We start from the raw sequence: 23,850 nt of genomic DNA on the forward strand, positions 1-23,850 counted from the left end.
GCGTCAGCCCTGGACCCGAGCGATCCACGCCTCGACCTCGTCGGCCGTACGCGGGATGCCCGCCGACAGGTTGAGCGGGCCGTCCTCCGTCATCAGGATGTCGTCCTCGATGCGCACTCCGATGCCGCGGTATTCGGCGGGCACGGTGAGGTCGTCGATCTGGAAGTAGAGGCCGGGCTCGATCGTGAACACCATGCCAGGAGCCAGAATGCCGTCGTAGTACATCTCACGGCGGGCCTGGGCGCAGTCGTGGACGTCGATGCCGAGGTGGTGCGACGTGCCGTGCACCATGTAGCGGCGGTGCTGCCCTCCTGCGTCGCCGTCGAGAGCCTCCTGGGCGGTCACGGGAAGCAGACCCCATTCGGCGACCCGTGCAGCGATCACCCGCATGGCGGCTTCGTGCACCTCGCGGAAGCGCACCCCGACCCGTGCTGAGGCGAAGGCGGCGTCCGCGGCCTCTCGCACCGTCTCGTAGACGCGGCGCTGGACCTCGGTGAACGTCCCGGAGACCGGCAGAGTGCGCGTGATGTCGGCGGTGTACAGGCTGTCGGCCTCGACGCCCGCGTCGACGAGGATCAGATCCCCAGGGACGACGGTGCCGTCGTTGCGCGTCCAGTGCAGGTAGCACGCGTGCGGCCCGGAGGCGGCGATCGTGTCGTAGCCCTCGCCGTTGCCGTCCTCCCGGGCTCGGCGGTGGAAGACACCCTCGACGACGCGCTCGCCGCGTGCGTGCGCGATCGCCTCGGGAAGCGAGCGGATCACGTCCTCGAAGCCCTGAGCGGTGATGTCGACCGCGCGGCGCATCTCGGCGATCTCGAACTCGTCCTTGACCAGGCGCAGCTCAGAGACGAAACGGGTGAGGTCGTCGTCCTCTTCGAGGACCAGCTCGCCCTCGACGGCTGCGAACCGGTCGAGGTGCTGCGTCTCGACGGCGAGGTCGGCGGCGACCCCCGCGAGCGAGGGACGGGGACCGATCCAGAACTCCCCGACCGTGGCGTCCGCGTAGAACTCGGTAGTGGTGCGGTCTGCGCGCTCACGGAAATAGAGGGTGACGTCGTGACCGGCGTCGGTGGGGTCGAAGACGAGGATCGAATCGGGCTCGGAATCCGAAGCCCACCCGGTGAGGTGCGCGAATGCCGAGTGCGCGCGGTACGGGTAGTCGGTGTCGTTGCTGCGCTGCTTCAGCGAGCCGGCGGGGATGACGAGGCGCTTGCCGGGGAATGCGGCCGAGACGGCCGCCCGACGGGTGGCCGCGTACGAGGCCTGTGCGCGTGGCGCGGGGATCGACTCAGGACGCTCCGCCCAGCCGGTCGAGATCGTGTCGAGGAAGCCGCGCGGGAATGGCTGCTTGCGGTTCGTCGTCGTCGCCTCGACGGGGGTCTCGGTGGTGGGCTCTGCGATCGTGTCGCGTTCTGCGGTGCTCATCCCTCCAGTCTGTCACTTGCGCGACGGACGCGGGATGTCAGCCTGCGGGCTCGAGCTGCACCACGAGGCCGCGGTGGTCGCTTCCGGTGGCGTCGTCGATGACGACGGACCCGGTGGCGGTCCAGCTCGGGGACGCCATGACGTGGTCGATCGGAGTGCTGAGCAGGGCCGGAAGGGAACTCGGCCACGTCCCGCTGAAGCCGTTCCCGGTGCGTGTCGCGGCATCTCGGCAGTACCCCATGTCACCGCCGTCGACACCGAGGCCGGCCATATGGTCGATCGTCGCGTTGAAGTCGCCGGCGAGGATGAAGTTCCCCTCGGGGCACTGGTCGGCGATCCAGCGCAGATCGCTCTGCCACTGCGCCATCTCCTCCATGCGGGGTGCGACGGCGTGCACGGCCACGATCGCCGGGCCGCCGGCGTTCCCGCCGACCGGCATCAGCACGACGCTCGGGACGGAACCCGTGTTGCTCGTGCCGTCCTCCGAGGACTGGATCACCGAGTACTCCCCGAGATCGGGAGAGACGAGGACCGTCGTGTGCCAGGACTTCGGACCGTCGACGACATCCGGCTTGAACTGCACGTGGTGCACCCACATCGGGTGGTCCTGCTCACGCAGCAGCACCGCGATCTGCTCGCCGACCTCTTCGGTCGTCTCGGGGAGCGCGACGATGTCGGCGCCGCGGTCGAGGATCTGTGTCGCGATCTCCTCGGCGGATACCTCGTCGCCGGCCGTGTTCCACGTGAGGACGCGGATGCTGGAATCCGTCGCCGCAGGAAGCGTGTCTCCGCCGAACCCGCGCTGGAGCCCGATGACACCCGTAGCGCCGGCGCCGAGCAGAGCGACGATCAGGACGGAGGCGGCGAAGCCGCGCAGCGGCCTGGCGAGGAGCAGAAGCAGGGAGAGAGCCGCGACGACGAGGAACGCGGCGAGCACGACTCCCCGCGCGGCGACGACCTGCGCGAACGGATACGTCTGCTCGAGGTGGAAGAACTGCGGCCACACCACCACAGCCGTCGCGATCGCGAACAGCACGGTGACGAGGATCCCCAGTAGACGAAACATCCCGTCCAGCCTAGAAGGCGTCTCTGTGAAGTCCCTGCCTCGACGGGCCGCGCGTCCGTCGTCGGTCGTCGTCGGTACGCTCAGAGGATGGCCACCGCTCGTTCCCCTCGCTTCGTCGGTCCTGCCGACCTGCACATGCACTCCAACCAGTCCGACGGCACCGAGTCGCCGGCCGACGTGGTGCGACAGGCGCAGAGGTTCGGGGTGCGCACCATGGCTCTGACCGACCACGACCGGACGACGGGCTGGGACGAAGCGGCGGCGACCACTGCGGAGCTCGGGATGACGTTCATCCCCGGCATGGAACTGTCGGCGAAGCACGAGTGGCGCAGCGTCCATGTGCTCGGATACCTCTTCGATCCGCTCGACGGTGCGCTCATCGCTGAGACCGACCGGATCCGCGGTGACCGGATCGGGCGCGCGGAGCGGATCGTGCGCAGCATCGGACGCGACTACGACCTCAGCTGGGAGGACGTCCTCGCCCAGACCACCCTGCATGCGACAGTGGGACGCCCGCACATCGCCGATGCCCTGGTCGCGCGGGGGATCGTCAGAGACCGCACCGAGGCCTTCGACGGCATCCTGCACCCGCGCGAGGGCTACTACGAGCCTCACTACGCTCCTGACCCGCTCACAGCCGTGCGTCTCATCACGGATGCCGGGGGAGTGGCGATCATCGCGCACCCCGTCACGGTCGGTCGTGACCGGATGATGCCGGTGCCGTTCATCGAGACGCTGATCGCCGCGGGCCTCGGCGGTTTCGAGATCGACCACCGTGAGAACACCGAATCCGGCAAGAAGACGTTGCGCGCGATCGTCGAGAAGCACGATCTGATCGTGACCGGCTCGAGTGACTACCACGGCACGGGCAAACCCAACCTGCCGGGGGAGAACACGACGTCGGACGAGATGGTGGCCCGGCTCATCGAACGGGCGACGGGTACCGCGCCGCGCTACGCCTGACCACTCGGCCGCGCAGCGCGGTCGCGAGGAGACGACAGAGGGGTGGATGCCATGCGGCATCCACCCCTCTGTCGTCGATCAGATCGAGGTCTGTCAGGCTCCGACGACCGGAGCTGCACCCGTACCGCCCGAGCCGCCGCGGCGGCGACGGCGACGGCGTGCCGGTGCGGGCTTGCCGTCGTGGTGCTCCTTGCCGGCCCCGTCGTGCGTGCCGGCGCCCTCGGCGCTGCGGTCACCCGACGGCGCGGACTGCGAGTCGCCTGATGTCGAGTCGGTCGTGCCCTCTGCGAACGTCGAGCCCACCGGGTTCGAGCCGCCGCGACGACGACGCCGACGGCGGGTGCCGCCCTCTTCTGTTCCCTCGGCGGCGGCATCCGCTGCGCGCTCCGGACGAGGCGCGCGCTCGGTCTTCACCGACTGCGTCTTCGGTGCCGAGACGAGGCGGCCCTTGGTGCCGGCCGGGATGTCGAGGTCCTCGAACAGGTGCGGGCTCGACGAGTAGGTCTCGACGGGCTCGGGCTGGCCGAACTCGAGGGCGCGGTTGATCAGCGCCCACTTGTGCAGGTCCTCCCAGTCGACGAACGTCACGGCGATGCCGGTCTTGCCCGCGCGGCCCGTGCGACCGGCGCGGTGCAGGTACGTCTTGTCCTCATCCGGGATGGTGTGGTTGATCACGTGCGTGACGTCGTCGACGTCGATGCCTCGCGCGGCGACATCGGTCGCGACGAGCACATCGCGCTTACCCGCCTTGAACGCGGCCATCGAGCGCTCGCGCTGATCCTGGCCCATGTCGCCATGGACGCCCCCGACGTTGAAGCCGCGGTCGCCGAGCTCATCGACGAGACGCTGCGCCGCACGCTTGGTGCGGGTGAAGATCACGGTCTTGCCGCGGCCTTCGGCCTGCAGGATGCGGGCGATGATCTCGTCCTTGTCGAGCGAGTGGGCGCGGTAGACGAGGTGCTTGATGTTGGCCTGTGTCAGGCCCTCATCGGGGTCGTTGGCCCGGATGTGGATCGGGTTCGACATGAAGCGGCGGGCGAGCGCGACGATCGGGCCGGGCATGGTCGCCGAGAAGAGCTGCGTGTGCCGCACCGCGGGCACGCGCTGGAAGATCTTCTCGATGTCTGCGAGGAAGCCGAGGTCGAGCATCTTGTCGGCCTCGTCGAGCACGACCTCGGTCGCGTTCGAGAGGTCGAGCAGACGCTGGCCAGCGAGGTCGATGAGACGACCGGGCGTGCCGACGACGATCTGTGCGCCGGCCTTGAGCTGGTCGATCTGACCCTCGTAGGCCTTGCCGCCGTAGATCGCGACGACGCTGGTCGAGCGGTTGCTGGTGAGCAGGTCGATATCCTCGTACACCTGCACGGCGAGCTCACGAGTGGGAACCACGATCAGCGCCTTGACGCCGTGCTCCGGGTTCAGGCCCAGTCGCTGCACGACGGGGATGCCGAAGCCGAAGGTCTTTCCGGTTCCGGTCTTGGCCTGGCCGATGATGTCCTGGCCGGGAAGGCCGAGGGGGATGGTCTGCTCCTGGATCGGGAATGCGTCGACGATGCCCTTGGAGGCGAGTGCGTCGACGATGTCCTGATCGATTCCGAGATCAGCGAAGGTTGTCAATGTTCAGATGCCTGTCCGGCGACCTACGAGGATCGCCATGTTTCACGGATCCACGCCGTCTCATGTGCCACAGGCGCGGGCCCCGCTCCGACGGCGGGGACAGCACCAGCCTACCCGAGGGGGTGGTGGCGCCCGGAAGTACCGCGTCGCCCGAGTATTGTGAACCCCGTGGTGAACTGGTTCTGGAAGCGTAGGACGCCCCGGCGAACGATGACGTTGCGCAGTCGCGGGGAGCAGAGCGCCTCGACGCGCGTCGACTTCGCCGAGCTCGCGCCCGAGCTCACCCGGTTCCTCGGACAGGCGGCGTACCTGCAGCTCGGCTACTTCGAGACGCTGACCCGTCTGATCAGAGCGACCCCGGAGCTGTCCGAGAAGGAGTCGCTGTCCCGCGCCGCGGGCGCTGCGCTGACGAAGCACAGGGCGATCGTCGATCTGATCGCCGAGCGCGGGGACGACCCCACGCAGCTGATGCTCCCGTTCAGGGAGAACCTCGATGCATTCCGTCGCAAGACGATCGGCGCCCGCCCGCGCGAGACCCTCCTGGCCGTCTACATCACGGCGGGGATGCTCGACGACTTCTACTTCGCGCTCGCGTCGAGCTACGGCGACACGGGCGAACGGGTGGCGGAGATCCTCAGCGAGGACGATGCTCGACACGAGATCGTCGCGATCATCCAGGAGACGATCGACGGTGACGGCGAGTGGCGCTCGCTGCTGTCGATGTGGGCTCGTCGTCTGGTCGGCGACACGATCCTCGTCTGCCGGTCGGCTCTGCGTCAGCCCGAGCTCGCCGCCATGAGCGAGGACCGCGTCGAGCTCGTCTACACCGAACTCATGGGAGCCCACGCACGGCGCATGGATGCGATGGGCCTGGCTTCTTAGGGCACGACCTCCTGCGCCCGCATCCGCTCGAGGCGCCGCGTCAGGCGCCAGGCGATCACGGCCGGGATCGCTCCGATCACGCCGAACGAGATGTCGATCAGCTGATCGACATCTCGTGAGTGCGCTGTCAGATGCCGAGTGCGGCCTTGGCCGTGGCGTCCGACCGGCGACGGAACGCGACGATCGCGACGGTCAGTGCCGCAGCCACGGCGACCGAGCCCAGAACGCTGGCAAGCCAGAGCCAGACGCTGTCCTCGCCCACACCCAGCCATTGCAGACCGGTGTAGACGAGGGCTGCGAGAGCCGTGGCGATCGCGGGCGTCAGCGCGACTCCGCGCAGTTCTCGCCCACCGATCATGAAGTGGGCGGCGATGCCGAGTGCGCACGCCCCGATGAGTGCGAGAAGGATGTACATCGCGGTGTCAGGCGAAGAAGCCGACGCGACGGGACTCCTCGGTGCCCAGTTCGATGTACGCGAGGTTCGCGGTGGGAACCAGGTACGAGTTCCCCTTGACATCGGAGAAGTTCAGGTGCGAAGTGTTCTGCTCGAGGGCCGAGGCGACCTGCGTGCGGACCTCGTCCGCGCTCGATGCGGTCTCGAAGCTGAGCTCGCGGCCGGTGTTGATGATGCCGATGCGGATTTCCACGCGTACTCCTGTTTTCCAGTCGACGATGCTGTGGTCGAGTCGACCACGGAGGTCGACGACTGCGCCCAACTCTACCGGGCGGCGACGCCCCCGGATCGGCGGAGAGGCTGGTTTCGCCGTGAGCGCACAGCACGTGCGGCACCGCCCGGCCGATGATGTCCGTACGCCCCAGTAGCGTGGAGGACATGACAGAGGATGCCGCGCAGAACGCCGTGATCGGCGCTGACGTCACGGCATCCGGAGTCATCATCGGCGCGCCGGGAACGGGCAAGACCCGTACCCTCACCGAGCGTGTCGTGCATCTGCTCGACTCCCGCGGAGTCCGTCCCGAAGAACTCCTCGTGCTCACGCCCAGCAGACAGGCTGCGACGGCTCTGCGCGACCGGATCGGTGTGCGGATCGGTCAGGCGACCCCTGGTCCGCTCGCGCGATCGCTCGGGTCGTTCGCCTTCCAGGTCGTGCGTGGAGCGATGGTCCGCGCAGGAGCCGAGCCTCCGGCGCTGCTGACAGGGGCCGATCAGGACCGCATCATCGCCGAGCTGCTCGCGGGCGACGCCGAAGACGACCGCATCGCCTGGCCCGAAGCGCTGAGCCCGTCGGTCCGAGCGTCCAAGGGATTCCGCTCCGAGCTCCGGGCCTTCCTCGCGGAGTGCGTCGAGCTCGGCGCGCAGCCGGCCGAGCTCCGGGCGGCGGGCGACCCCGCGTGGGCTGCGGTCGCCGACTTCCTCGTCGAGTACCGGGCGGTTCTCGATCTGGCGCGCGCATCGCATCGGGACGCCGCTGACCTGCTCGCAGAGGCCAGTGCGATCCTGCGCACGGCGGATGCTGCGGCCCTCGGCCCTCTCGCCCCCCTCAGAGCCGTCCTGATCGACGATGCTCAAGAGCTCACCAGGGGCGGCATCGCGGTGGTCGAGTCCCTCCGGGCCCGCGGTATCGCCGTTCTCGCCTTCGGCGATCCCGACATCTCGTCCGGTGCCTTCCGAGGAGCGAGTCCTGAACTGTTCTCCCGGCTCGCGACCGAGCTCGGCGAGGTTCATGTCCTCGACGGTCCGCATCGGCAGGCCGCGGCGCTCACCGCATTGACGCGGACGGTCACGCAGGCGATCGGCGTGTCCGGTCGTGTCGACCATCGGCGCGCTCCTGTCCCCGCCGAACCGGAGGAGGGCGGAGCGACAGCCGCCGTCAGCACTTTCGTGGCGCCGTCGCCGCATGAGGAGCTCGATCGTATAGCGGGCGTGATGCGCGAATGGCACCTGGCGCACGATGTCCCGTGGGATCGCATGGCGGTGATCGCGCATGACACCCGCCAGGTGACCCAGCTCGAGACGGAACTGGCGGCCCGCGAGATCCCGACGCGCGCCGCCGGAGTGCAGCGTCCGCTCGGCAGCGAGTCGGTCGTCCGCGACATCGTCGGCATCGTGCGGCTGGCCCTCACCGCACCCGACGAGCGTTCCTCCCAGGACTGGGAGGAGTCACTGCGCACTCCGTTCGGCGGGATGGACGCCATCGGACTGCGCCGCCTACGCGCGCGTCTTCGCCACATCGAGCTCGAGCACGGCGGCTCCACCCCAGCTCGAGAGCTGCTGCGCCAGGCGCTGACCTCGCCCGCGCACCTCGACCTGATCGACGCTCAGGAGTCCCGCAGGGCCGCGCGCTTCGCGCAGACGGTCGCCGAGGTGGCCGACGGGGCCGCGGCGGGCGAGACGATCCACGACCTCCTCTGGCGAGTGTGGGATGAGTCGAGGGCCGTCGACGGCCGAAAGCTGCAGATCGCCTGGCGGGAGATGTCACTGCAGGCGAGCGGGTCTGAGACTGCGAGGGCGCTCGACGCGCTGGTATCCCTGTTCGGTGCCGCAAAGCGGTTCGTCGAGCGAACCCCGAATGAGAAGCCGGAAGTGTTCGTCCGCGACATCCTCGACAGCGAGGTGCCGGAGGACTCACTCGCAAGCCCGGATCGACCGGGACGGGTGACGCTGCTCACTCCCGCGACGGCTCTCGGCACCGAGTTCGACGCAGTGGTGGTCGCGGGGGTTCAGGACGGCGTCTGGCCCAACGTCCGGCTCCGCGGAGGAATGCTGCAGACCTGGCGGCTCGCCGACGCGCTGCTCGCGGCCCGCACCGGAACCGCCGAGCAGCCTCCCGATGTGCTCGATCGGCGCCGGGGTGCGCTGCACGACGAGCTGCGCCTCTTCGTCCGCGCGATCTCGCGGTCACGTCGGCGACTCCTGATCACCGCCGTCGACGATGACGACATGACGCCGAGCCCGTTCTTCGCCTTCCTCCCGGCGCCCGATCCGCCCGAGATGCACGCGTCGGCCGAGCATCCCCTCACCCTGCGCGGGCTCGTCGCCCGCCACCGTCGCGTGCTGACCTCATCGACCTCCGCGCTCGCGCGCGAGCATGCGGCCTCCCAACTGGCGGTGCTCGCGAGAGAGCGCGTGCCCGGCGCGAATCCTGCCGAGTGGTACGGCGTGACGCCGCCGTCGACGGAGGCGCCCCTGCATGACCTGACGGTCGAGGCCGCGCGGGTGTCGCCGTCGCGGATGGAGTCCTTCGAGGAGTGCGAGCTGAACTGGGCCGTATCCGCACTCGGGGGCGACACGGTGATGCCGCCCTCTGCGGGGATCGGAACGATCATCCACGAGGCGATGGAGCAGGTGCCCGACGGTGAGCTGGAGCGCCTGCGCGGCGTCCTCGCCGAGCACTGGCCAGAGCTCGACTTCGAGACGGCGTGGATCGGACGAAAAGAGCGCCGCCGGGCGGATCTCTACATCGATCGACTGCACAGCTACCTCTCGGACGTCGCAGCGGACGGTGGCCGTGTGATCGCCGGTGAGGTCGAGTTCCGCTTCGCCGTCGACATCCCCGAGGAATCTGGCGCGGTGCCCACCGCGCGCGCGGCGAGCATCGAGGCGGAGTCGCACCCTCACGAAGCGATCGTGCACGGCTTCATCGACAGGGTCGAGGCATACGCACCAGGCGGCGGCGAGCACGCGAAGGCCCGAGGGCAGAAGTGGACGCGCATGGCGGACGCGCAGAACGGAGAGCGCATCGTGGTCGTCGACCTGAAGACCGGCAAGTACGAGCCCGAGAGCGAGCAGAAGGTCGCAGACCACGCCCAGCTCGCGGCGTATCAGGTGGCCGTGCAGGAAGGGCTCATCGCCGGCGCTGATCCGGCCGCGCTCGCCGGAGCGCGCCTCGTCCTGGTGGCGAAGACACTGGCAGGCAGCGATTTCCGTGTCGCGCATCAGCACACTCTCGCGGGAGACGAGCGGGTGCATTTCCTCGGCCGGATCGCGGAGGCGGCTCGAGGCATGTCGGCGTCGAGCTTCACCGCGCACGTCGAATCGCACTGCGCGGACACGCAGTGGCGAGTCCAGCCGTGCCGGATCCACACCGTCGCGGCGGTGAGCGCATGACCGCATGGACAGGGTCGGGGAACGGCATCTCCGCCCTCGACGTCGCCGCGGCGCTCGGGCTCCCGGCGCCCACCGAGGCGCAGCAGCGAGTGATCGAATCGCCGCCGGCACCCGCACTCGTCGTCGCAGGGGCGGGCAGTGGCAAGACCGAGACGATGTCCGGACGCGTCGTCTGGCTCGTGGCGAACGGGCATGTGCGCCGCGATGAGATCCTCGGGCTGACCTTCACCCGCAAAGCCGCCGGCGAGCTCGCGGAACGGATCGGTATCCGGCTCGCGCTCATCGACGAGTACGGCAGGCGAGGTCTTCTGCCGCACCTGCCGGAGATCGTGGCGAGCGGCGCGCTCGAACGAGTGTCGCGCGCGGCGAACGCCCGTCAGCGGGAGGTCGTCAGGTCGCAGGTGCTCGACGCGCTCGCAGAGAGCTTCGGAACCGCGGGCGATGTGACTCCGCCTGCGGTCGAGGATCTGCTGATCCGCCCGAAGGTCTCGACGTACAACGCGTTCGCGGACGGCATCGTGCGGGAGCACGCGGCACGGATCGGCCGTGACTCCGACGTCGCCATGCTCAGCCAGGCCGCGTCATGGATGCTGGCGCGGGACATCGTTCTCCGCGCCGACCTGCCGGAGCTGGAGGAGATCGACCGATCGGTGGCCGGTGTGGTCGACGCGGTCCAGCGGCTGGCCGGTGACTCTCTCGATCACCGAGCGGACCTCGAACGCGCGGATCGGATCGCATCGCGTCAGGCCGACGCGTTCGAGCCGTATCGGAGCAACGCCGACATCTCGACCGTCACGGCGAACCTGCGCGCCCTCCCCGCGCTCTCGATCCTGGTCCGCGAATACATCGCGGAGAAGGAGCGCCGCGGTGTGCTGGACTTCGCCGATCAGGTCAGCGGCGCCTACGACATCGTCGAATCATCGCCCGATGTGCGCGACGAACTGCGACAGCAGCATCGCGTCGTGCTTCTGGACGAGTACCAGGACACCTCGGTGATCCAGACGCAGTTCCTCGCCCGACTCTTCCGAGACTCCGCCGTGATGGCCGTAGGAGACCCGCACCAGTCGATCTACGGATGGCGCGGTGCCAGCGCAGACAACCTGCACGCCTTCGCGCGGACCTTCTCCGAGAAGGAATCGGTCGGCAACTACAGCCTGATGACGAGCTGGCGCAACGACCGGAGCATCCTCGGCATCGCGAACAGGGTCCTCGGTCCACTTCGCCGACCGGGGTTGGACGTGCCACCGCTCGAGGCTCGCCCAGGCGCGGGGGAGGGTGCGGTGGAGATCCGGTTCCCGCTCACGGTCGACGACGAGGCGCGTGAGGTCGCCGAGTGGTTCGCAGCGCGTCGCGCGGCGCATGACGACGGCGCGAAGCCGCACACCGGAGCCGTCCTGTTCCGGTCGAAGCGACACATGCAGACGTTCGCCGCGGCGCTCGCCGCGCAGGGAATCCCGCACCGGATTCTGGGACTGGGCGGACTCCTGGCGACGCCCGAGGTCGTCGACGTCGTCTCGACGCTGCGCGTGCTGCACGACCCCACCGCAGGCTCCGCGCTGATCAGACTCCTCGTCGGGCCCCGATTCGCGGTCGGGATCGCCGACATGGCCGCCCTCCAAGAACTCGCTGCCGAGCTGTCGAGGCGGGACAGCGGGCTGCTGCCTCTGGACGACGAGCTCCGGCAGCGCATCCGTGCATCACGCGGTGCCGATGAAGCTCTCTCGATCGTCGACGCCGTCGACGTGCTCCGCGGTCTCAGCGACGACTATCGTCTTCTGGCACGGATCACTCCCGAGGGGCGGGCCCGCATACGCGCGGCGGGGGAGATGCTCGAACGCCTCCGTCGAGCCTCGTCCCTTCCGCTTCCCGACGTGTTGAGGCTCATCGAGCTCGAGCTGCGTCTCGACATCGAGCTCGCGGCGAACGAGACGAGAGGCCCCGCGCGTATCGCGGCGACTCAGCTGCGGGCGTTCACCGACGAGGTGCGCACCTTCCTCGCAGCCGACGAGCGGGGGACCATCTCCAGTCTCCTGGCCTGGCTCGACAAGGCCGAGAGCACCGACGAGCTGGTCCCGCGACCCGAGCCGCCCGAGCCCGGGGTGGTTCAGCTGCTGACCATTCACGGATCCAAGGGCCTCGAATGGGATGCGGTCGCCGTCGTCCGCATGGTCGAGGGCGAGCTCCCCTCGCGCCCGACGGACACGGCGGGGTGGTTCGGCTTCGGGGTGCTGCCGTTCGCTCTGCGCGGCGACAGCGCGGCCCTGCCGACGTTCAGCTGGATCCCGCCCTCCGACGAGGAGCTCGACCCGGCCAAGCGGCTCAAAGCCGGGATCGCATCGCTCACCAGTCGCAGCAAGACGGCACCCGGCGCACTCACGGTGTTCAAGGACTCGTACCGGGAGTACCAGCAGGAAGAAGAGCGGCGACTCGCCTACGTCGCCGTCACCAGGGCGCGCAGCGACCTGCTCCTGACCGGGTCGCACTGGGCTGGGCAGAAGCAGCCGAAGGCGCCGAGTCCGTACCTGATCGAGGCGATCGAGGCGACCGGTGCGCGATCGATCGACGACGTCGACCCTGAGCTCAATCCCTACGACGGCCCGGGCGCGACCCTCTCCTGGCCCATCGATCCGCTCGGCGCGCGTCGAGCGGTGGTCGAGAAGGCCGCAGAATCGGTGCGCGGGTCGGCCGAGAGCGACCCGGTGGCCTCTCCCGAACTGACGCGGTTGCTCGCAGAACGGGCGGCGAGGTTGAGGGGGACGGACGCACCGCCCCCCACGCGCGTGCCCGCCTCGCGCTTCAAGGACTACGTCACGGACTTCGGGGGCACGGTGTCATCCATCGTGCGGCCGATGCCCGAGCGACCGTATCGCCAGACCCGACTGGGCACACTGTTCCATGCCTGGGTGGAGCGGCGCAGCGAACTCGTGGGTGTCGGACACCGCGTCGACGAGGCGCTCTGGGAGATCGACGAGGACGACCCCGCGTTCGGATCGGAAGGCGGCGGTGCGGAGGTCTCCCCGGCTGACGCCGAAGATCTCGGTGGTCTCCAGCAGATCTTCGAGCGCAGCGAATGGGGCGGCCTGAAGCCGATCGCGGTCGAGATCGAGATCGACTTCGCTCTGGGCGGCGCGAGTTCGGGCGAGGGCCACATCGTGATCTGCAAGCTCGATGCGGTCTACCGGCGAGAAGACCGAGGCGGCCGCATCGAGATCGTCGACTGGAAGACGGGCAAGGCTCCCCGCACGGCGAAGGAGCGAGAAGAGCGGATGCTGCAGCTCGCGCTCTACCGCCTCGCGTATCACCGCCGTTTCGGAGTGCCGCTCGATGACATCGACGTCGCGCTGTACTACGTCGCCGACGACCTCGTCATCCGAGGCGACCGTGTCTACTCCGAGTCGGAGCTCTTCCAACGCTGGAGCGCTGCCCGGGCCGCACGCTGAGCCTCGTCCTCCGGCGAGCCGCCGTCGGACGTTCCTGAGCGCTGCGCGTCGCGATCACGGTCGCGGTCGTCGTCACGTCCATCCGCCGCACGGTCGGCCGGCGAGCGGTCGTCAGAGACGGCCGAGCGCACCGACGTGAGATCCTCCGTCTCGAGCCCGCCCACCTGCAGGCGATGAGCGGCATCCGCGGCGGCATCACTGAGATCGCTCGTGCTGTCGCCGTCGGCATCCTCATCGCGCCACAGCTCGTTGGGGTTGTATGCGTCTGTCTGCATCGACGTGTCGACGCCCGAGAGAGTGCTCGCCGGCACGCGGTCGAGAGCATCCAGGGCCGAATCGACTCCTTCGCTGCGCGAGGCGATGACTCCCAGGTCATCGTCATGCAGTCCGTCGGCGAGTGCCTCGAGCAGAGCTGCGGCGTCATCGACGATGTCGGGTCGGCGCAGCGAATCGCCGTGCACCAGCCAGCGCGCGAACTCGAGCTCCGCGAGCAACCGTGCACGCACCTCGAGCGCAGGGTCGGGAACGCGGTCCGCGGCTCGTGCGTAGGACGCATGCACATCGGCAGATGCGTCCGGGGCGGCGGAGAGCCAGGAAAGATCGACCGCAGGGTCGCCGACGGCCAGGGAGTGCCATCCGATGAGACCGGTGACCTCCGGCCCGAGCTCGGGGTCGTCGCGGAAGATGAAGGATGTGGCCTGCACGCCGCCCAGCACGACGGTGGACTCGAAGCGCCAGAGGTCGTCGTCGGCGACGGCCTCACGCCATCTGACCGTGAGTCTCGCGGGAACGCGTCCGGTCGATGCGGCGGAGTCCACGAGCCGGGCGAGTTCGTCGCGGCTCTCCTGAGCCGATCGCGTGATCAGACCTGCACCGCGGACGACCGAGGTCGGGAGGGAATGCACGGCGGCGATCGCCGCACCCATCGACTCTGCGGCGCCGCGGCCGCCCGGCACCATCGCCGCCTCGATCTGGAATCCGGGCAGCAATTCGGTCACCAGTGCGCGTGCGTCGCCCAGCCGTGTCTCGCCGATGTACTCAGGGGCTCGGAAGGGGAGCATCGCCCGCGCTCCGGCCGTGAGGGCGCGCAGGGCGAGCGCCTCGCCGGCGAGCTCGCGTGCGGTCTCGTCGTCATCGGCCACTCGGATCGCGAGCTCGCGTCCGTCGGCGAGCGAGGCCACCGCGGAGTCGAAGCGTCCGTCGCCGTCGGCGCTGAGGATGCGGGCTCCGGTGACCTCCGCGCCGGGCAGTGCGGCAGTCACCGCCGCGGCTAGAGTGAATGGAGAGCGTCCCATACCCCCAGGGTAGGTGGACGCGGGGGCGGTCCCGCTTCCGCCACGCCCGTGAGAGAGGGAGCCGATGACCGCGAAGAACACGTCCCTCGACCGAGCCGCCGAGCTCAGGACCGAGCCGGGAGTGATCGAGCGACTCCGCTCCGATGACGCCTCGCAGGTCATCGCCGTGCGTGACGGGCGGGTGCGCATCGCCGGGGGCGACCTCGATGCGGCCACGCTGCTCAGGGTGTCGCCGTCGCAGATCACGGACGCCACCTGGGCGCTTCTCGGACGCGACGCCAGCGGAGTCGCCGTCCTGCTCGCCGTGCTGCCTCCCGAAGGCGATACCGTCGACACGACTCCCGATGAGACCTGGCTCGGGCTCCGCGACCTCGGTGCGCGTCTGAGCGCCAAAGACACCGAGCTCCTGATCGAAGCGCTGGCTCTCGGCGGCTGGCTGCGCGACGCGCCGTTCTGTCCCACCTGCGGTGGAGCGACGGAGCTTCGCCAGGCCGGATGGTCCAGGCACTGTCTCGTGTGCGGGCGGGAGCACTTCCCTCGTACCGACCCCGCCGTCATCGTGGCGGTCGAGAGCTCGGACGGCGAGCGACTGCTGCTCGGTGCCAACGCGAACTGGGGTGGGCGGATGTACTCCTGCTTCGCCGGCTTCACCGAGGCGGGGGAGTCCCTCGAGTCCACGGTCCACCGCGAGCTCGAAGAGGAGTCCGGAGTCCGGCTGGCATCCCTCCGATACGTGTCGTCGCAGCCCTGGCCGTTCCCGCGCTCGTTGATGCTGGGCTTCCGCGCGGTGGCCGTCGACGACCACGAGCTGCGCCCGGACGGCGAGGAGATCATCGACGTGCGCTGGTTCACCCGTGACGAGATCGGGTCCGCCCTCGCCGGAGAGGGTCCCGTCGGGCTGCCGGGCCCGGCATCCATCGCCCGCGCCCTCATCGTGTCGTGGTTCGAGGAGCGCGCGTGAGCGCGCTCGAAGCCCTCGACGATCGACAGCGCGAAGCGGCATCCGTCCTCCGAGGACCCGTCGCCGTTCTTGCCGGCGCAGGCACGGGCAAGACGAGGGTGATCACCCACCGCATCGCGCACGGCGTGGACACCGGTGCGTACTCGCCGTCGCGCGTCATGGCGGTGACCTTCACGGCCAAGGCCGCGGGTGAACTCCGAGGCCGCCTGCGCGCGCTCGGAGTCGAGGGCGTCGCCGCACGTACCTTCCATGCCGCCGCCCTCGCGCAGCTCAACTTCTTCTGGCCGACTCTCGCCGGCTCTCCCGCACCGTCGATCATCGACAACAAGGTGCGGATGCTCGGTCAGGCCGCCGACGCGATGCGACTGCGGCCGAGCACCGCCACTCTGCGCGACATCGCCTCGGAGATCGAGTGGCGCAAGGTCTCGATGCTCTCGGTCGAGCAGCATGCGTCACTCGGCCGTTCCATGAGCGGCATCGACACGGAGCAGCTGATGGAACTGCAGCAGCGATACGAGGCCCTGAAGGATGAGCGCCGTCAGCTCGACTTCGAGGACGTGCTGCTGGCGTGCGCGGGCATGCTCGAGGCGGAGCCGCGGGTCGCCGCGTCCGTGCACGAGCAGTACCGGCACTTCACGGTGGACGAGTACCAGGACGTCTCGCCCCTGCAGAACCGGCTGCTCGAGCTCTGGCTCGGGGATCGCAAGGACATCTGCGTCGTCGGCGACGCGAGCCAGACGATCTACTCGTTCGCCGGCGCCGAGCAGCGCTTCCTGCTCGAGTTCGAACGACGCCATCCCGAGGCGACGGTGGTGCGACTCGAGACCAACTACCGCTCGCAGGCCCCGATCCTGGAAGCGGCCAACGCTCTCATGAAGGGCAGGCCGGGCGCGCTCGAACTCGTTCCGGCGCGGGAGACCTTCAACGCGGATTCTCCGACCGTGACCGCATACGACTCCGAGCGGGAGGAGGCCGAGGGCATCGCTGCCGCCGTGTCGGCGCGGATCGAAGCGGGAGCGTCGCCCGCCGACATCGCACTGCTGTACCGCGCCCACGCGCAGTCCGCCGTGCTGCAGCAGGCGCTCGCCGCCGAGGGCATCGCGACATCGGTGCTGGGCGGCACGCGGTTCTTCGCCATGCCGGAGGTGCGTCAGGCCATCCTCGCGCTGCGCGCCGCCGCCGTCGCGCCGACCGAGCACGGGTTCCTCCCGGGTGTACAGCGGGTGCTTCGGGAACTCGGGCTCACCGAGGAGCCGCCGGAGGCGGGCGGAGCCCAGCGCGACGGGTGGGAAGCGAGGCGGGCCATCCTCCGGCTTGCGGAGGAGGCAGGCCCCGACGAGAATCTCCGCACCTTCAGCGATGCACTCATGGCGCGTGCCAAAGATCAGCACGAGCCCACGATGCGCACCGTGACCCTGTCGACTCTGCATGCGGCGAAGGGGCTCGAGTGGCCGCATGTGTACCTCGCGGGCTGGGCGGAGGGAGCTCTGCCGATCTCGTACGCCACCGGTTTCGAGGCGATCGACGAGGAGCGGCGTCTCGCCTACGTCGGGGTCACGCGCGCCGCGCGTACGCTGTCGCTGTCGTGGTCGCGCTCAGCGGGACGAGGGGAGCGGGCACCGTCGCGGTTCCTGGCAGAGATAGGAACGACTGCTCGCGGCACCGGCATTCTTCGTGAAACGTCAGCGAACGCCACGCGCGCCGACCGTCGCCGCTGACCTCGACGAAAGACCCGGGTGAGGTCGTGGTCGCGAGCAGGCGCGCGACGATGGTCGCTGCCTCGGCGATCCGAGCGACGCTGATCGGACCGGATTCCCTCCCGATGAGCTGTGCATGCATCCGTGGCCATGCCGAGTCACGGTCGCGCTCGTGCTCATCCCGGCATGTGAGACAGGGCGAGTCGCCGGGAAGGACCAACGGGCCGACCGTCGTCCGACCGCGCTCCAGCGACACGGGCAGGTGGGCGATGTCCTCACGGAGGTAGCGGGCGAAGTGCAAGGCTGCGGCGGCGCCCTCGACGAGGACGACGCCGATGTCTCCCGGTTCCTCACGCACGCCTGCGGCCACGCCCTCGTCGAGCAGCGCGTCGCGCATCCGATACTCGCAACGTCCGTCGAGGACGTCGATGCTCTCGACCCAGGCCGCGCGTGGGGCCGCGGGGTCGTCGACGAGCAGCGGCTCGAGGCGGGCGAGGAGCATCCGCGCGTCTGCGCGAGGCGCGCCCGACGCATGGGCGACCACGTCGAAGGCCGAGCGACGGAACCCCGCGGCCATCCGCGAGACCAGCCGTTCGACCCAGGGCTCCGCCGCCGAGATGCGGAGGGTGCCCTCGATGCCGATCTGCAGGGTCTCTCCGTCGCGCCAGAGCAAAGGCACGGCGGGATCCAGACGAGTGGTGATCGGCGAAGTCAGCGGAGACATCCCTCGATTCTGCGGACTCCGCAGCTCGAGATGTCGCCGTCACCGGCATCCGTGGAGAACTCGTCGGCCGCTCTGCTCGTCGAAGGGATCCCCGGCGAGCAGAACGCGGTCGATCACACCGGGCGGTCGCCGCCCGGACCGTCGTCGCCGTCGGACTTCGGAGCGTCGGATTCCGGAGCATCCGGTTCTGCGGAGCCATCTGTCTCGGGCTTCTCACCCGAGAAGTCCTCGCCGTCGAGAAGACGTGCGAGCGCCTCGTCGAACTCGTCGGCGACGGGCTGTTCGCCACGCGCCGTCGCCTGGAGCCTCGCGACGAGCTTCGAGGGGTCGTCGATGTCGTCGGAGGTCGGCATCAGGTCGGGGTAGTCCCAGAGAGCGTCGCGTCCGGCGGTGCCCACGGCGTCTGTGACCGCCTGCCACATGGCCGAGGCCTCGCGGAGGCGGCGCGGTCGCAGCTTCAGGCCGACGAGCGCACCGAGCGCATCCTCCGCAGGGCCGCCCACCGCGCGACGGCGACGCGCCGCCTCGGCGATCCGGGCGCCGTCGGGAAGGCGGGAGGTCGCCTGCGCGGTGACCACGTCGACCCAGCCGTCGATCGTGGCGACGAGGTTCTCCAGACGTGCCAGCGCCTCGCGCTGAGCCTCGGTCTGAGTGGGGAGCAGCGCTCCCCCCTCGATCGCCGCGCGGAGCTCTTCGGGGTTCGAGGGGTCGAGTCGGCTGGCGACGTCCTCGAGGGCGTCGACGTCGACGGTGACTCCGCGTGCGAAGTCGGTGATCTGAGCCATGACGTGCAGGTGCAGCCACTTGGCGTGGCGGTACAGGCGCGCGTACGCCAGCTCTCGGGTCGCGAGATACAGGGTGATCTGGTCTTCGGGGATCTCGAGCCCCTCGCCGAAAGCGGTGAGATTCTGCGGGATCACGGCCGCGGTGCCTGCGGGGAGAACGGGGATGCCGACGTCTCCGCCCGACACGACCTCGAGCGAGAGGTTGCCGAGCACCTGGCCGAACTGCGCGGCGAACACCGAGCCGCCGAGCCCGCGCATGAGCTTTCCTGCTCCCTGCACGACCTCGCGCATGTCTTCGGGCACCTGGGTGTCGAGTGCGCTGGTGAGCGCATCGGCGATGCTCGTCGACACGGGGTCGGCGATCTCCTTCCACACGGGCAAGGTCGCTTCGACCCATTCGCCCCTGGTCATTGCACGCGGAGCCTCGGCGAGTTCGGAGATGGTCGTCGCTTCGCTCAGCCAGAGATCGGCGAGGGCGAACGAGTCGACCAGCGATGTGCGCGAGCCGTCGGTGATCCCGAGCCCGTCGCGGTTCGCGATGTGCAGCGCCTGGCGGAGCGCGTTCTCCCACGCGTCGCCGCCGAAGGCGCCCTGCAGCTGCGACATGATCGTCTGCATCATCGCCGGGTCGAACTGGATGCCTTCCATGCCCGCGAACGCGTTCTGCAGCGCCTCGGGGTCGATGTCGCCGGCACCCTGGCCGGACATCATTCGTCGGAGGAACTCCTGGAAGTCCTCGGGGGTCGGGTCGTTGTCTGACATGTCGCTCGCCTCTCAGCACGCCTAAAGCCGTGGCATCTACGCTAGTCACAGGATCGGCCGCGAGACCCCGAAGCGGGCAGATCGCTGTACGCCGCCCGCGAACGACGGAGGAACACTGTGGATCGAACACGGTCTGTGAAGCTCGGACTCGGAGTCTGGGCGCTGATCGTCGCGTTGATCGCGCTCGTCGTTCTCACCTTCCTCCCCACGCCCTACGTCATCCAGCGGCCGGGACCCGTCTACGACACGCTCGGCACCGCCGCGGGCGCGGACGGCGAGCAGGTGCCCCTCATCCACGTCGAGGGCGCCGAGACCTTTGAGACCGCCGGCACGCTCGACCTCACCACCGTCCAGGTGGTCGGCAACCGAGAGCGCACGCCGAGCTGGTTCGAACTGGCGCTCGCCTGGATGGATCCGTCTCGCGCCGTCGTGCCGCTCGACTCCGTCTTCCCCGAAGGCGTCACCACCGAACAGCGCGACGAGCGCAACGCGACCCTGATGGTCGATTCGCAGCACGAGGCGACCGCAGCGGCCCTGAACGAGCTCGGCTACGACACGGGCGCCGAGGTCGCGGTGGTCGACGTGGTCGAGGATGCGCCCGCGACGGGCGTCCTCCAGGCCGACGACGTCATCACCGCGATCGACGGCACGGCGGTGACCTCGGCGAAGCAGTTGCGACAGGCCATCCAGGATGCCGGGGGAGACCCCGTCGAGCTGACCGTGCAGCGCGGAGGTGAGGAGCAGGTCGTCGAGGTGGCGCCCGAGAAGCAGGTCGACGGAGATGTGACCACCTGGCTGATCGGTGTCACCCTGCGCACCGACTACGACTTCGAGATCGACGTCACCCTGCAGCTCGACAACGTCGGCGGCCCGAGTGCGGGGATGATGTTCGCGCTCGGGATCATCGACACCCTCACCGAGGGCGAGCTCAACGGCGGCGAGAACGTCGCGGGCACCGGCACGATCGAGGCCGACGGCACCGTCGGGCCGATCGGGGGCATCCGCCAGAAGCTCTACGGTGCCCGCGACGCGGGAGCCGACTACTTCCTCGCACCCAGCACGAACTGCGACGAGGTCACCGGTCACGTGCCGGACGGCCTCACCGTGATCAGCACCTCGACGCTGGAGGAATCACTCGACGCACTCGAGGTGATCGCGAACGGCGGCGACGTGGGATCGCTCCCGACCTGCGACGTCGTGACCTCCCCGTGATAGGTATGACAGCCGCAGCACAGTAAGGCGTGCCTAGGATGGGAGGGTGACCTCGACTTCTGCACCGAACCCGGCCACTCCCCGAACCTCGCGAAGAATCTTCGGTATCTCGTTGGCGATCATCGCCGCGCTGATCGCCGTCTTCTTCGTCTTCGCGTCGCTCTACACCGAATTCCTCTGGTTCGACCAGGTGGGCTTCGCGGGAGTCCTCACCACCCAATGGTTCGCCACGGCGGTGATGTTCGTCGTCGGATTCCTCGGTATGGCGGTGCCGCTGTTCGTCGCCATCCAGCTCGCGTATCGACTGCGTCCCGTCTACGTGCGGCTCAGCTCGCAGCTCGACCGGTACCAGGAGGTCATCGAGCCGCTGCGTCGCCTCGCGATGTGGGGCATGCCGATCTTCTTCGGACTGTTCGCCGGGTTCTCGGCCGCGAGTCAGTGGAAGACCGTGTGGCTCTGGGCCAACGGCGTGGCGACCGACACGACCGACCCGCAGTTCGGCGTGGACACCGGCTTCTACATGTTCGCGATGCCGTTCTACTCGATCCTTCTGGCCTTCGTGTCGGCGGTGCTCCTGCTCACGCTCATCGTGACGGCGCTCGTGTCGTACCTCTACGGCTCGGTCCGCATCGGCCAGGGCGAGCTGCGCATCTCGAAGCCCGCCCGCATCCAGCTCGCGATCATCGCCGGTCTCTACCTGCTGGTGCAGGCCGCCAGCCTGTGGCTCGACCGCTACAAGACGCTCGTCGCCCAGGACGACCGCATCGTCGGCCCCGCGTACACCGGCGTCAATGCGACCATCCCCGGGCTCGCGATCCTCACGATCATCGCCGCGATCGTGGCCATCCTCTTCTTCGTCACAGCCGTCATCGGCCGCTGGCGTTTCCCGCTCGCGGCGACCGCGCTGCTGATCGTCGCCTCGCTCGTCGTCGGCGTCGGCTTCCCGTGGGCCGTGACGACCTTCCAGGTGCGCCCGAACCAGAACGCGTACCAGGCGGAGTTCTACCAGCGGAACATCGACGGGACTAAAGAGGCGTACGGGGTCGCCGACCTCGAGACGACTCCCTTCGAGGCCGAGACCGACGCCGAGGCCGGCCAGCTGCGCGAGGACGCCGAGACCACGGCATCCATCCGCATCGTCGACCCGAACGTGATCAGCCCGGCTGTGCGCCAGCTCGAGCAGTACCGCGGGTACTACCAGTTCCAGGAGAAGCTCGACGTCGACCGCTATGAGATCGACGGCGAGATGCAGGACACCGTGGTGTCGGTCCGCGACCTCGACATGAACGGCGTCGACGTCACGAACTGGAACAACCGCGCAGCGGTCTACACCCACGGCTACGGACTCGTGGCAGCCGCCGGCAACCAGCGCACCAGCGACGGCGAGCCGGTGTTCCTCGAACGAGGCATCCCCTCCTCGGGCTTCCTCACCGACCAGGAGAACTTCGAGCCGCGCGTCTACTTCGGCGAGAATTCTCCCGAGTACTCGATCGTCGGTGCCCCCGACGGCACCGATCCCGTCGAGATCGACTACCCGCGAGGCAAGGACGGCGCGAGCGAGACCAAGACCACGTTCGAGGGCGATGGCGGGCCGAAGATCGGCAACACCTTCACGAAGCTGCTGTACGCGCTGAAGTTCCAGTCGGAGCAGATCCTCTTCTCGAACCTCGTGAACGACGACTCGCAGATCCTGTACGACCGCGATCCCAAGACCCGCGTGCAGAAGGTCGCTCCGTACCTCGAGCTCGACAGCGACCCATACCCGAGTGTCGTGGACGGCAAGATCGTCTGGATCATCGACGGCTACACGACGAGCGCGACCTATCCCTATTCGACGAATGTGAGCCTGTCGGATGCGATCGCCGACTCGAACCTCCCGTCGCCGACGCTCGCGATCGACGAGATCAACTACATCCGCAACTCGGTCAAGGCCACGGTCGACGCCTACGACGGTTCGGTCACGCTCTACGCATGGGACGACCAGGATCCGGTGCTGCAGACGTGGCAGAACATCTACCCGTCGACGCTGAAGTCCGTCAGCGACATGTCGGCGGACCTGATGAGCCACGTCCGCTACCCGACCGACCTGTTCAAGGTGCAGCGCGACATCCTCGGCACGTACCACATCGACACCGCCGGCTCGTTCGCTCAGCAGGACAACCGCTGGCAGACGCCGAACGACCCGCGCAGCGATTCGGTCCTGCAGCCGCCGTACTACCTGACGATGCAGATGCCAGGACAGGATTCGCCGCGGTTCTCGATGTTCTCCACGTTCATCCCGTCCGCGCAGGGCGGCAGCAACCGTGACGTCCTGATGGGCTATCTGGCGGTCGACTCGGACGCCGGCTCGGAGGCCGGAGTGAAGGCCGAGGGCTACGGGCAGCTTCGGATGCTCGAGATCGATACCGATACGACCGTGCCCGGCCCCGGTCAGGTGCAGAACACGTACAACTCGGATACGTCCGTGGTGCCGCAGCTCAACCTGCTGCAGCAGGGGGAGTCCGAGGTCCTGTACGGAAACCTGCTCACCCTGCCCGTCGGTGGCGGTCTGCTCTACGTGCAGCCCGTCTACGTGCAGTCGTCCGAGGGGACCAAGCTGCCTCGCCTGCAGAAGGTCCTCGTGGCCTTCGGCGACAAGGTCGCCTTCGAGGACACCCTGACTGCGGCTCTCGACACGCTGTTCGGCGGTGACGCCGGCGCGACGGGTGGAGACGATCAGGTCGAGCCCACAGCGCCGGATCCCGACACCGGTGAGGTTCCCACCGAGCCGACCACGCCGACGGATGCCGAGGCCGAGGCTCTCGCGGCGGCCCAGCAGGCGCTCACCGACCGTGAGGCAGCTCTCAAGGAGGGTGACCTGACCAAGTTCGCCGAGGCGGACAAGCGCCTCACCGACGCGGTGAACACGCTCCTCGGGCTGGAGAGCTCGTCGGGGGAGTGATCCCGCAGTGACAT

At 69.0% G+C, this 23,850-nt stretch carries 15 protein-coding genes; 8 read left to right on the top strand and 7 right to left on the bottom strand.

The features are described from left to right. Positions 1-3 precede the first annotated feature (3 nt). Complete coding sequence (locus OD997_RS00560; protein WP_434329898.1) at positions 4-1,425, bottom strand: aminopeptidase P family protein; 1,422 nt, start codon at positions 1,423-1,425, stop codon at positions 4-6. 37 nt (positions 1,426-1,462) lie between these two features. After that, positions 1,463-2,491, bottom strand: coding sequence for an endonuclease/exonuclease/phosphatase family protein (locus OD997_RS00565; protein ID WP_434329899.1), 1,029 nt, complete (start codon positions 2,489-2,491; stop codon positions 1,463-1,465). Positions 2,492-2,578: 87 nt separating this feature from the next. Between OD997_RS00565 and OD997_RS00570 the strand changes: the two genes are divergently transcribed. Further along, the gene (locus tag OD997_RS00570; RefSeq protein ID WP_434329900.1) at positions 2,579-3,454 is read left to right on the top strand and encodes a PHP domain-containing protein; all 876 of its coding nucleotides are present in this window, start codon (positions 2,579-2,581) and stop codon (positions 3,452-3,454) included. A gap of 93 nt (positions 3,455-3,547) precedes the next feature. Here OD997_RS00570 and OD997_RS00575 read toward each other — a convergent pair whose 3' ends face one another. After that, complete coding sequence (locus OD997_RS00575; RefSeq protein WP_434329901.1) at positions 3,548-5,071, bottom strand: DEAD/DEAH box helicase; 1,524 nt, start codon at positions 5,069-5,071, stop codon at positions 3,548-3,550. A gap of 168 nt (positions 5,072-5,239) precedes the next feature. Between OD997_RS00575 and OD997_RS00580 the strand changes: the two genes are divergently transcribed. Beyond that, on the top strand, positions 5,240-5,953 hold the full coding sequence (locus tag OD997_RS00580) for a ferritin-like fold-containing protein (RefSeq protein WP_311243131.1): 714 nt from the start codon (positions 5,240-5,242) through the stop codon (positions 5,951-5,953). A gap of 127 nt (positions 5,954-6,080) precedes the next feature. Here the strand turns inward: OD997_RS00580 and OD997_RS00585 are convergent, their stop codons facing one another. Together OD997_RS00585 and OD997_RS00590 are read right to left on the bottom strand one after the other, a co-directional pair. Then, positions 6,081-6,368, bottom strand: a complete 288-nt coding sequence (locus OD997_RS00585; protein WP_434329902.1) for a hypothetical protein — start codon at positions 6,366-6,368, stop codon at positions 6,081-6,083. A 7-nt stretch (positions 6,369-6,375) separates the two neighbouring features. Then, entirely contained in the window at positions 6,376-6,600 is a 225-nt protein-coding gene (locus tag OD997_RS00590) for a DUF3107 domain-containing protein (protein WP_056308584.1), read from the bottom strand. Positions 6,601-6,785: 185 nt separating this feature from the next. On the opposite strand from OD997_RS00590, the gene OD997_RS00595 reads away from it, so the two are divergent. Further along, complete coding sequence (locus OD997_RS00595; protein ID WP_434329903.1) at positions 6,786-10,019, top strand: ATP-dependent helicase; 3,234 nt, start codon at positions 6,786-6,788, stop codon at positions 10,017-10,019. After that, complete coding sequence (locus tag OD997_RS00600) at positions 10,016-13,459, top strand: UvrD-helicase domain-containing protein (protein ID WP_434329904.1); 3,444 nt, start codon at positions 10,016-10,018, stop codon at positions 13,457-13,459. Before OD997_RS00595 ends, OD997_RS00600 begins: the two co-directional genes overlap by 4 nt. Here the strand turns inward: OD997_RS00600 and OD997_RS00605 are convergent. Beyond that, positions 13,405-14,754 carry a phosphotransferase gene (locus tag OD997_RS00605; RefSeq protein ID WP_434329905.1) on the bottom strand — a complete coding sequence of 450 codons (1,350 nt, stop codon included), beginning with the start codon at positions 14,752-14,754 and terminating at the stop codon, positions 13,405-13,407. The two genes, OD997_RS00600 and OD997_RS00605, sit on opposite strands and share 55 nt — an antisense overlap. A gap of 64 nt (positions 14,755-14,818) precedes the next feature. Between OD997_RS00605 and nudC the strand changes: the two genes are divergently transcribed. Further along, the gene (nudC, locus tag OD997_RS00610; RefSeq protein ID WP_434329906.1) at positions 14,819-15,715 is read left to right on the top strand and encodes an NAD(+) diphosphatase; all 897 of its coding nucleotides are present in this window, start codon (positions 14,819-14,821) and stop codon (positions 15,713-15,715) included. Continuing rightward, a complete protein-coding gene (locus tag OD997_RS00615) occupies positions 15,712-17,433 on the top strand; it encodes an ATP-dependent helicase (RefSeq protein WP_434329907.1) in 1,722 nt (573 codons plus the stop codon). The genes nudC and OD997_RS00615 overlap by 4 nt, the downstream gene beginning before the upstream one ends. 816 nt (positions 17,434-18,249) lie before the next feature. Here OD997_RS00615 and OD997_RS00620 read toward each other — a convergent pair. After that, the gene (locus tag OD997_RS00620; protein ID WP_434329908.1) at positions 18,250-19,683 is read right to left on the bottom strand and encodes a zinc-dependent metalloprotease; all 1,434 of its coding nucleotides are present in this window, start codon (positions 19,681-19,683) and stop codon (positions 18,250-18,252) included. Positions 19,684-19,800: 117 nt separating this feature from the next. Here OD997_RS00620 and OD997_RS00625 point away from each other — a divergent pair, with 117 nt between their 5' ends. Together OD997_RS00625 and OD997_RS00630 are read left to right on the top strand one after the other, a co-directional pair. Beyond that, positions 19,801-20,895, top strand: coding sequence for a YlbL family protein (locus tag OD997_RS00625; protein WP_434329909.1), 1,095 nt, complete (start codon positions 19,801-19,803; stop codon positions 20,893-20,895). Between the two features lie 46 nt (positions 20,896-20,941). Then, entirely contained in the window at positions 20,942-23,836 is a 2,895-nt protein-coding gene (locus tag OD997_RS00630; RefSeq protein ID WP_434329910.1) for a UPF0182 family membrane protein, read from the top strand. The last annotated feature ends 14 nt before the right edge of the window (positions 23,837-23,850 follow it).

This window comes from Microbacterium sp. CGR1, assembly GCF_051062835.1.
Lineage (GTDB): Bacteria > Actinomycetota > Actinomycetes > Actinomycetales > Microbacteriaceae > Microbacterium.

What these genes read in the sequence shown, in the direction of transcription:
- OD997_RS00560 (WP_434329898.1), bottom strand. Translation starts at nt 1,425, where the DNA reads ATGAGCACCGCAGAACGCGACACGATCGCAGAGCCCACCACCGAGACC.
- OD997_RS00565 (WP_434329899.1), bottom strand. Translation starts at nt 2,491, where the DNA reads ATGTTTCGTCTACTGGGGATCCTCGTCACCGTGCTGTTCGCGATCGCG.
- OD997_RS00570 (WP_434329900.1), top strand. Translation starts at nt 2,579, where the DNA reads ATGGCCACCGCTCGTTCCCCTCGCTTCGTCGGTCCTGCCGACCTGCAC.
- OD997_RS00585 (WP_434329902.1), bottom strand. Translation starts at nt 6,368, where the DNA reads ATGTACATCCTTCTCGCACTCATCGGGGCGTGCGCACTCGGCATCGCC.
- OD997_RS00595 (WP_434329903.1), top strand. Translation starts at nt 6,786, where the DNA reads ATGACAGAGGATGCCGCGCAGAACGCCGTGATCGGCGCTGACGTCACG.
- OD997_RS00600 (WP_434329904.1), top strand. Translation starts at nt 10,016, where the DNA reads ATGACCGCATGGACAGGGTCGGGGAACGGCATCTCCGCCCTCGACGTC.
- OD997_RS00605 (WP_434329905.1), bottom strand. Translation starts at nt 14,754, where the DNA reads ATGGGACGCTCTCCATTCACTCTAGCCGCGGCGGTGACTGCCGCACTG.
- nudC (WP_434329906.1), top strand. Translation starts at nt 14,819, where the DNA reads ATGACCGCGAAGAACACGTCCCTCGACCGAGCCGCCGAGCTCAGGACC.
- OD997_RS00620 (WP_434329908.1), bottom strand. Translation starts at nt 19,683, where the DNA reads ATGTCAGACAACGACCCGACCCCCGAGGACTTCCAGGAGTTCCTCCGA.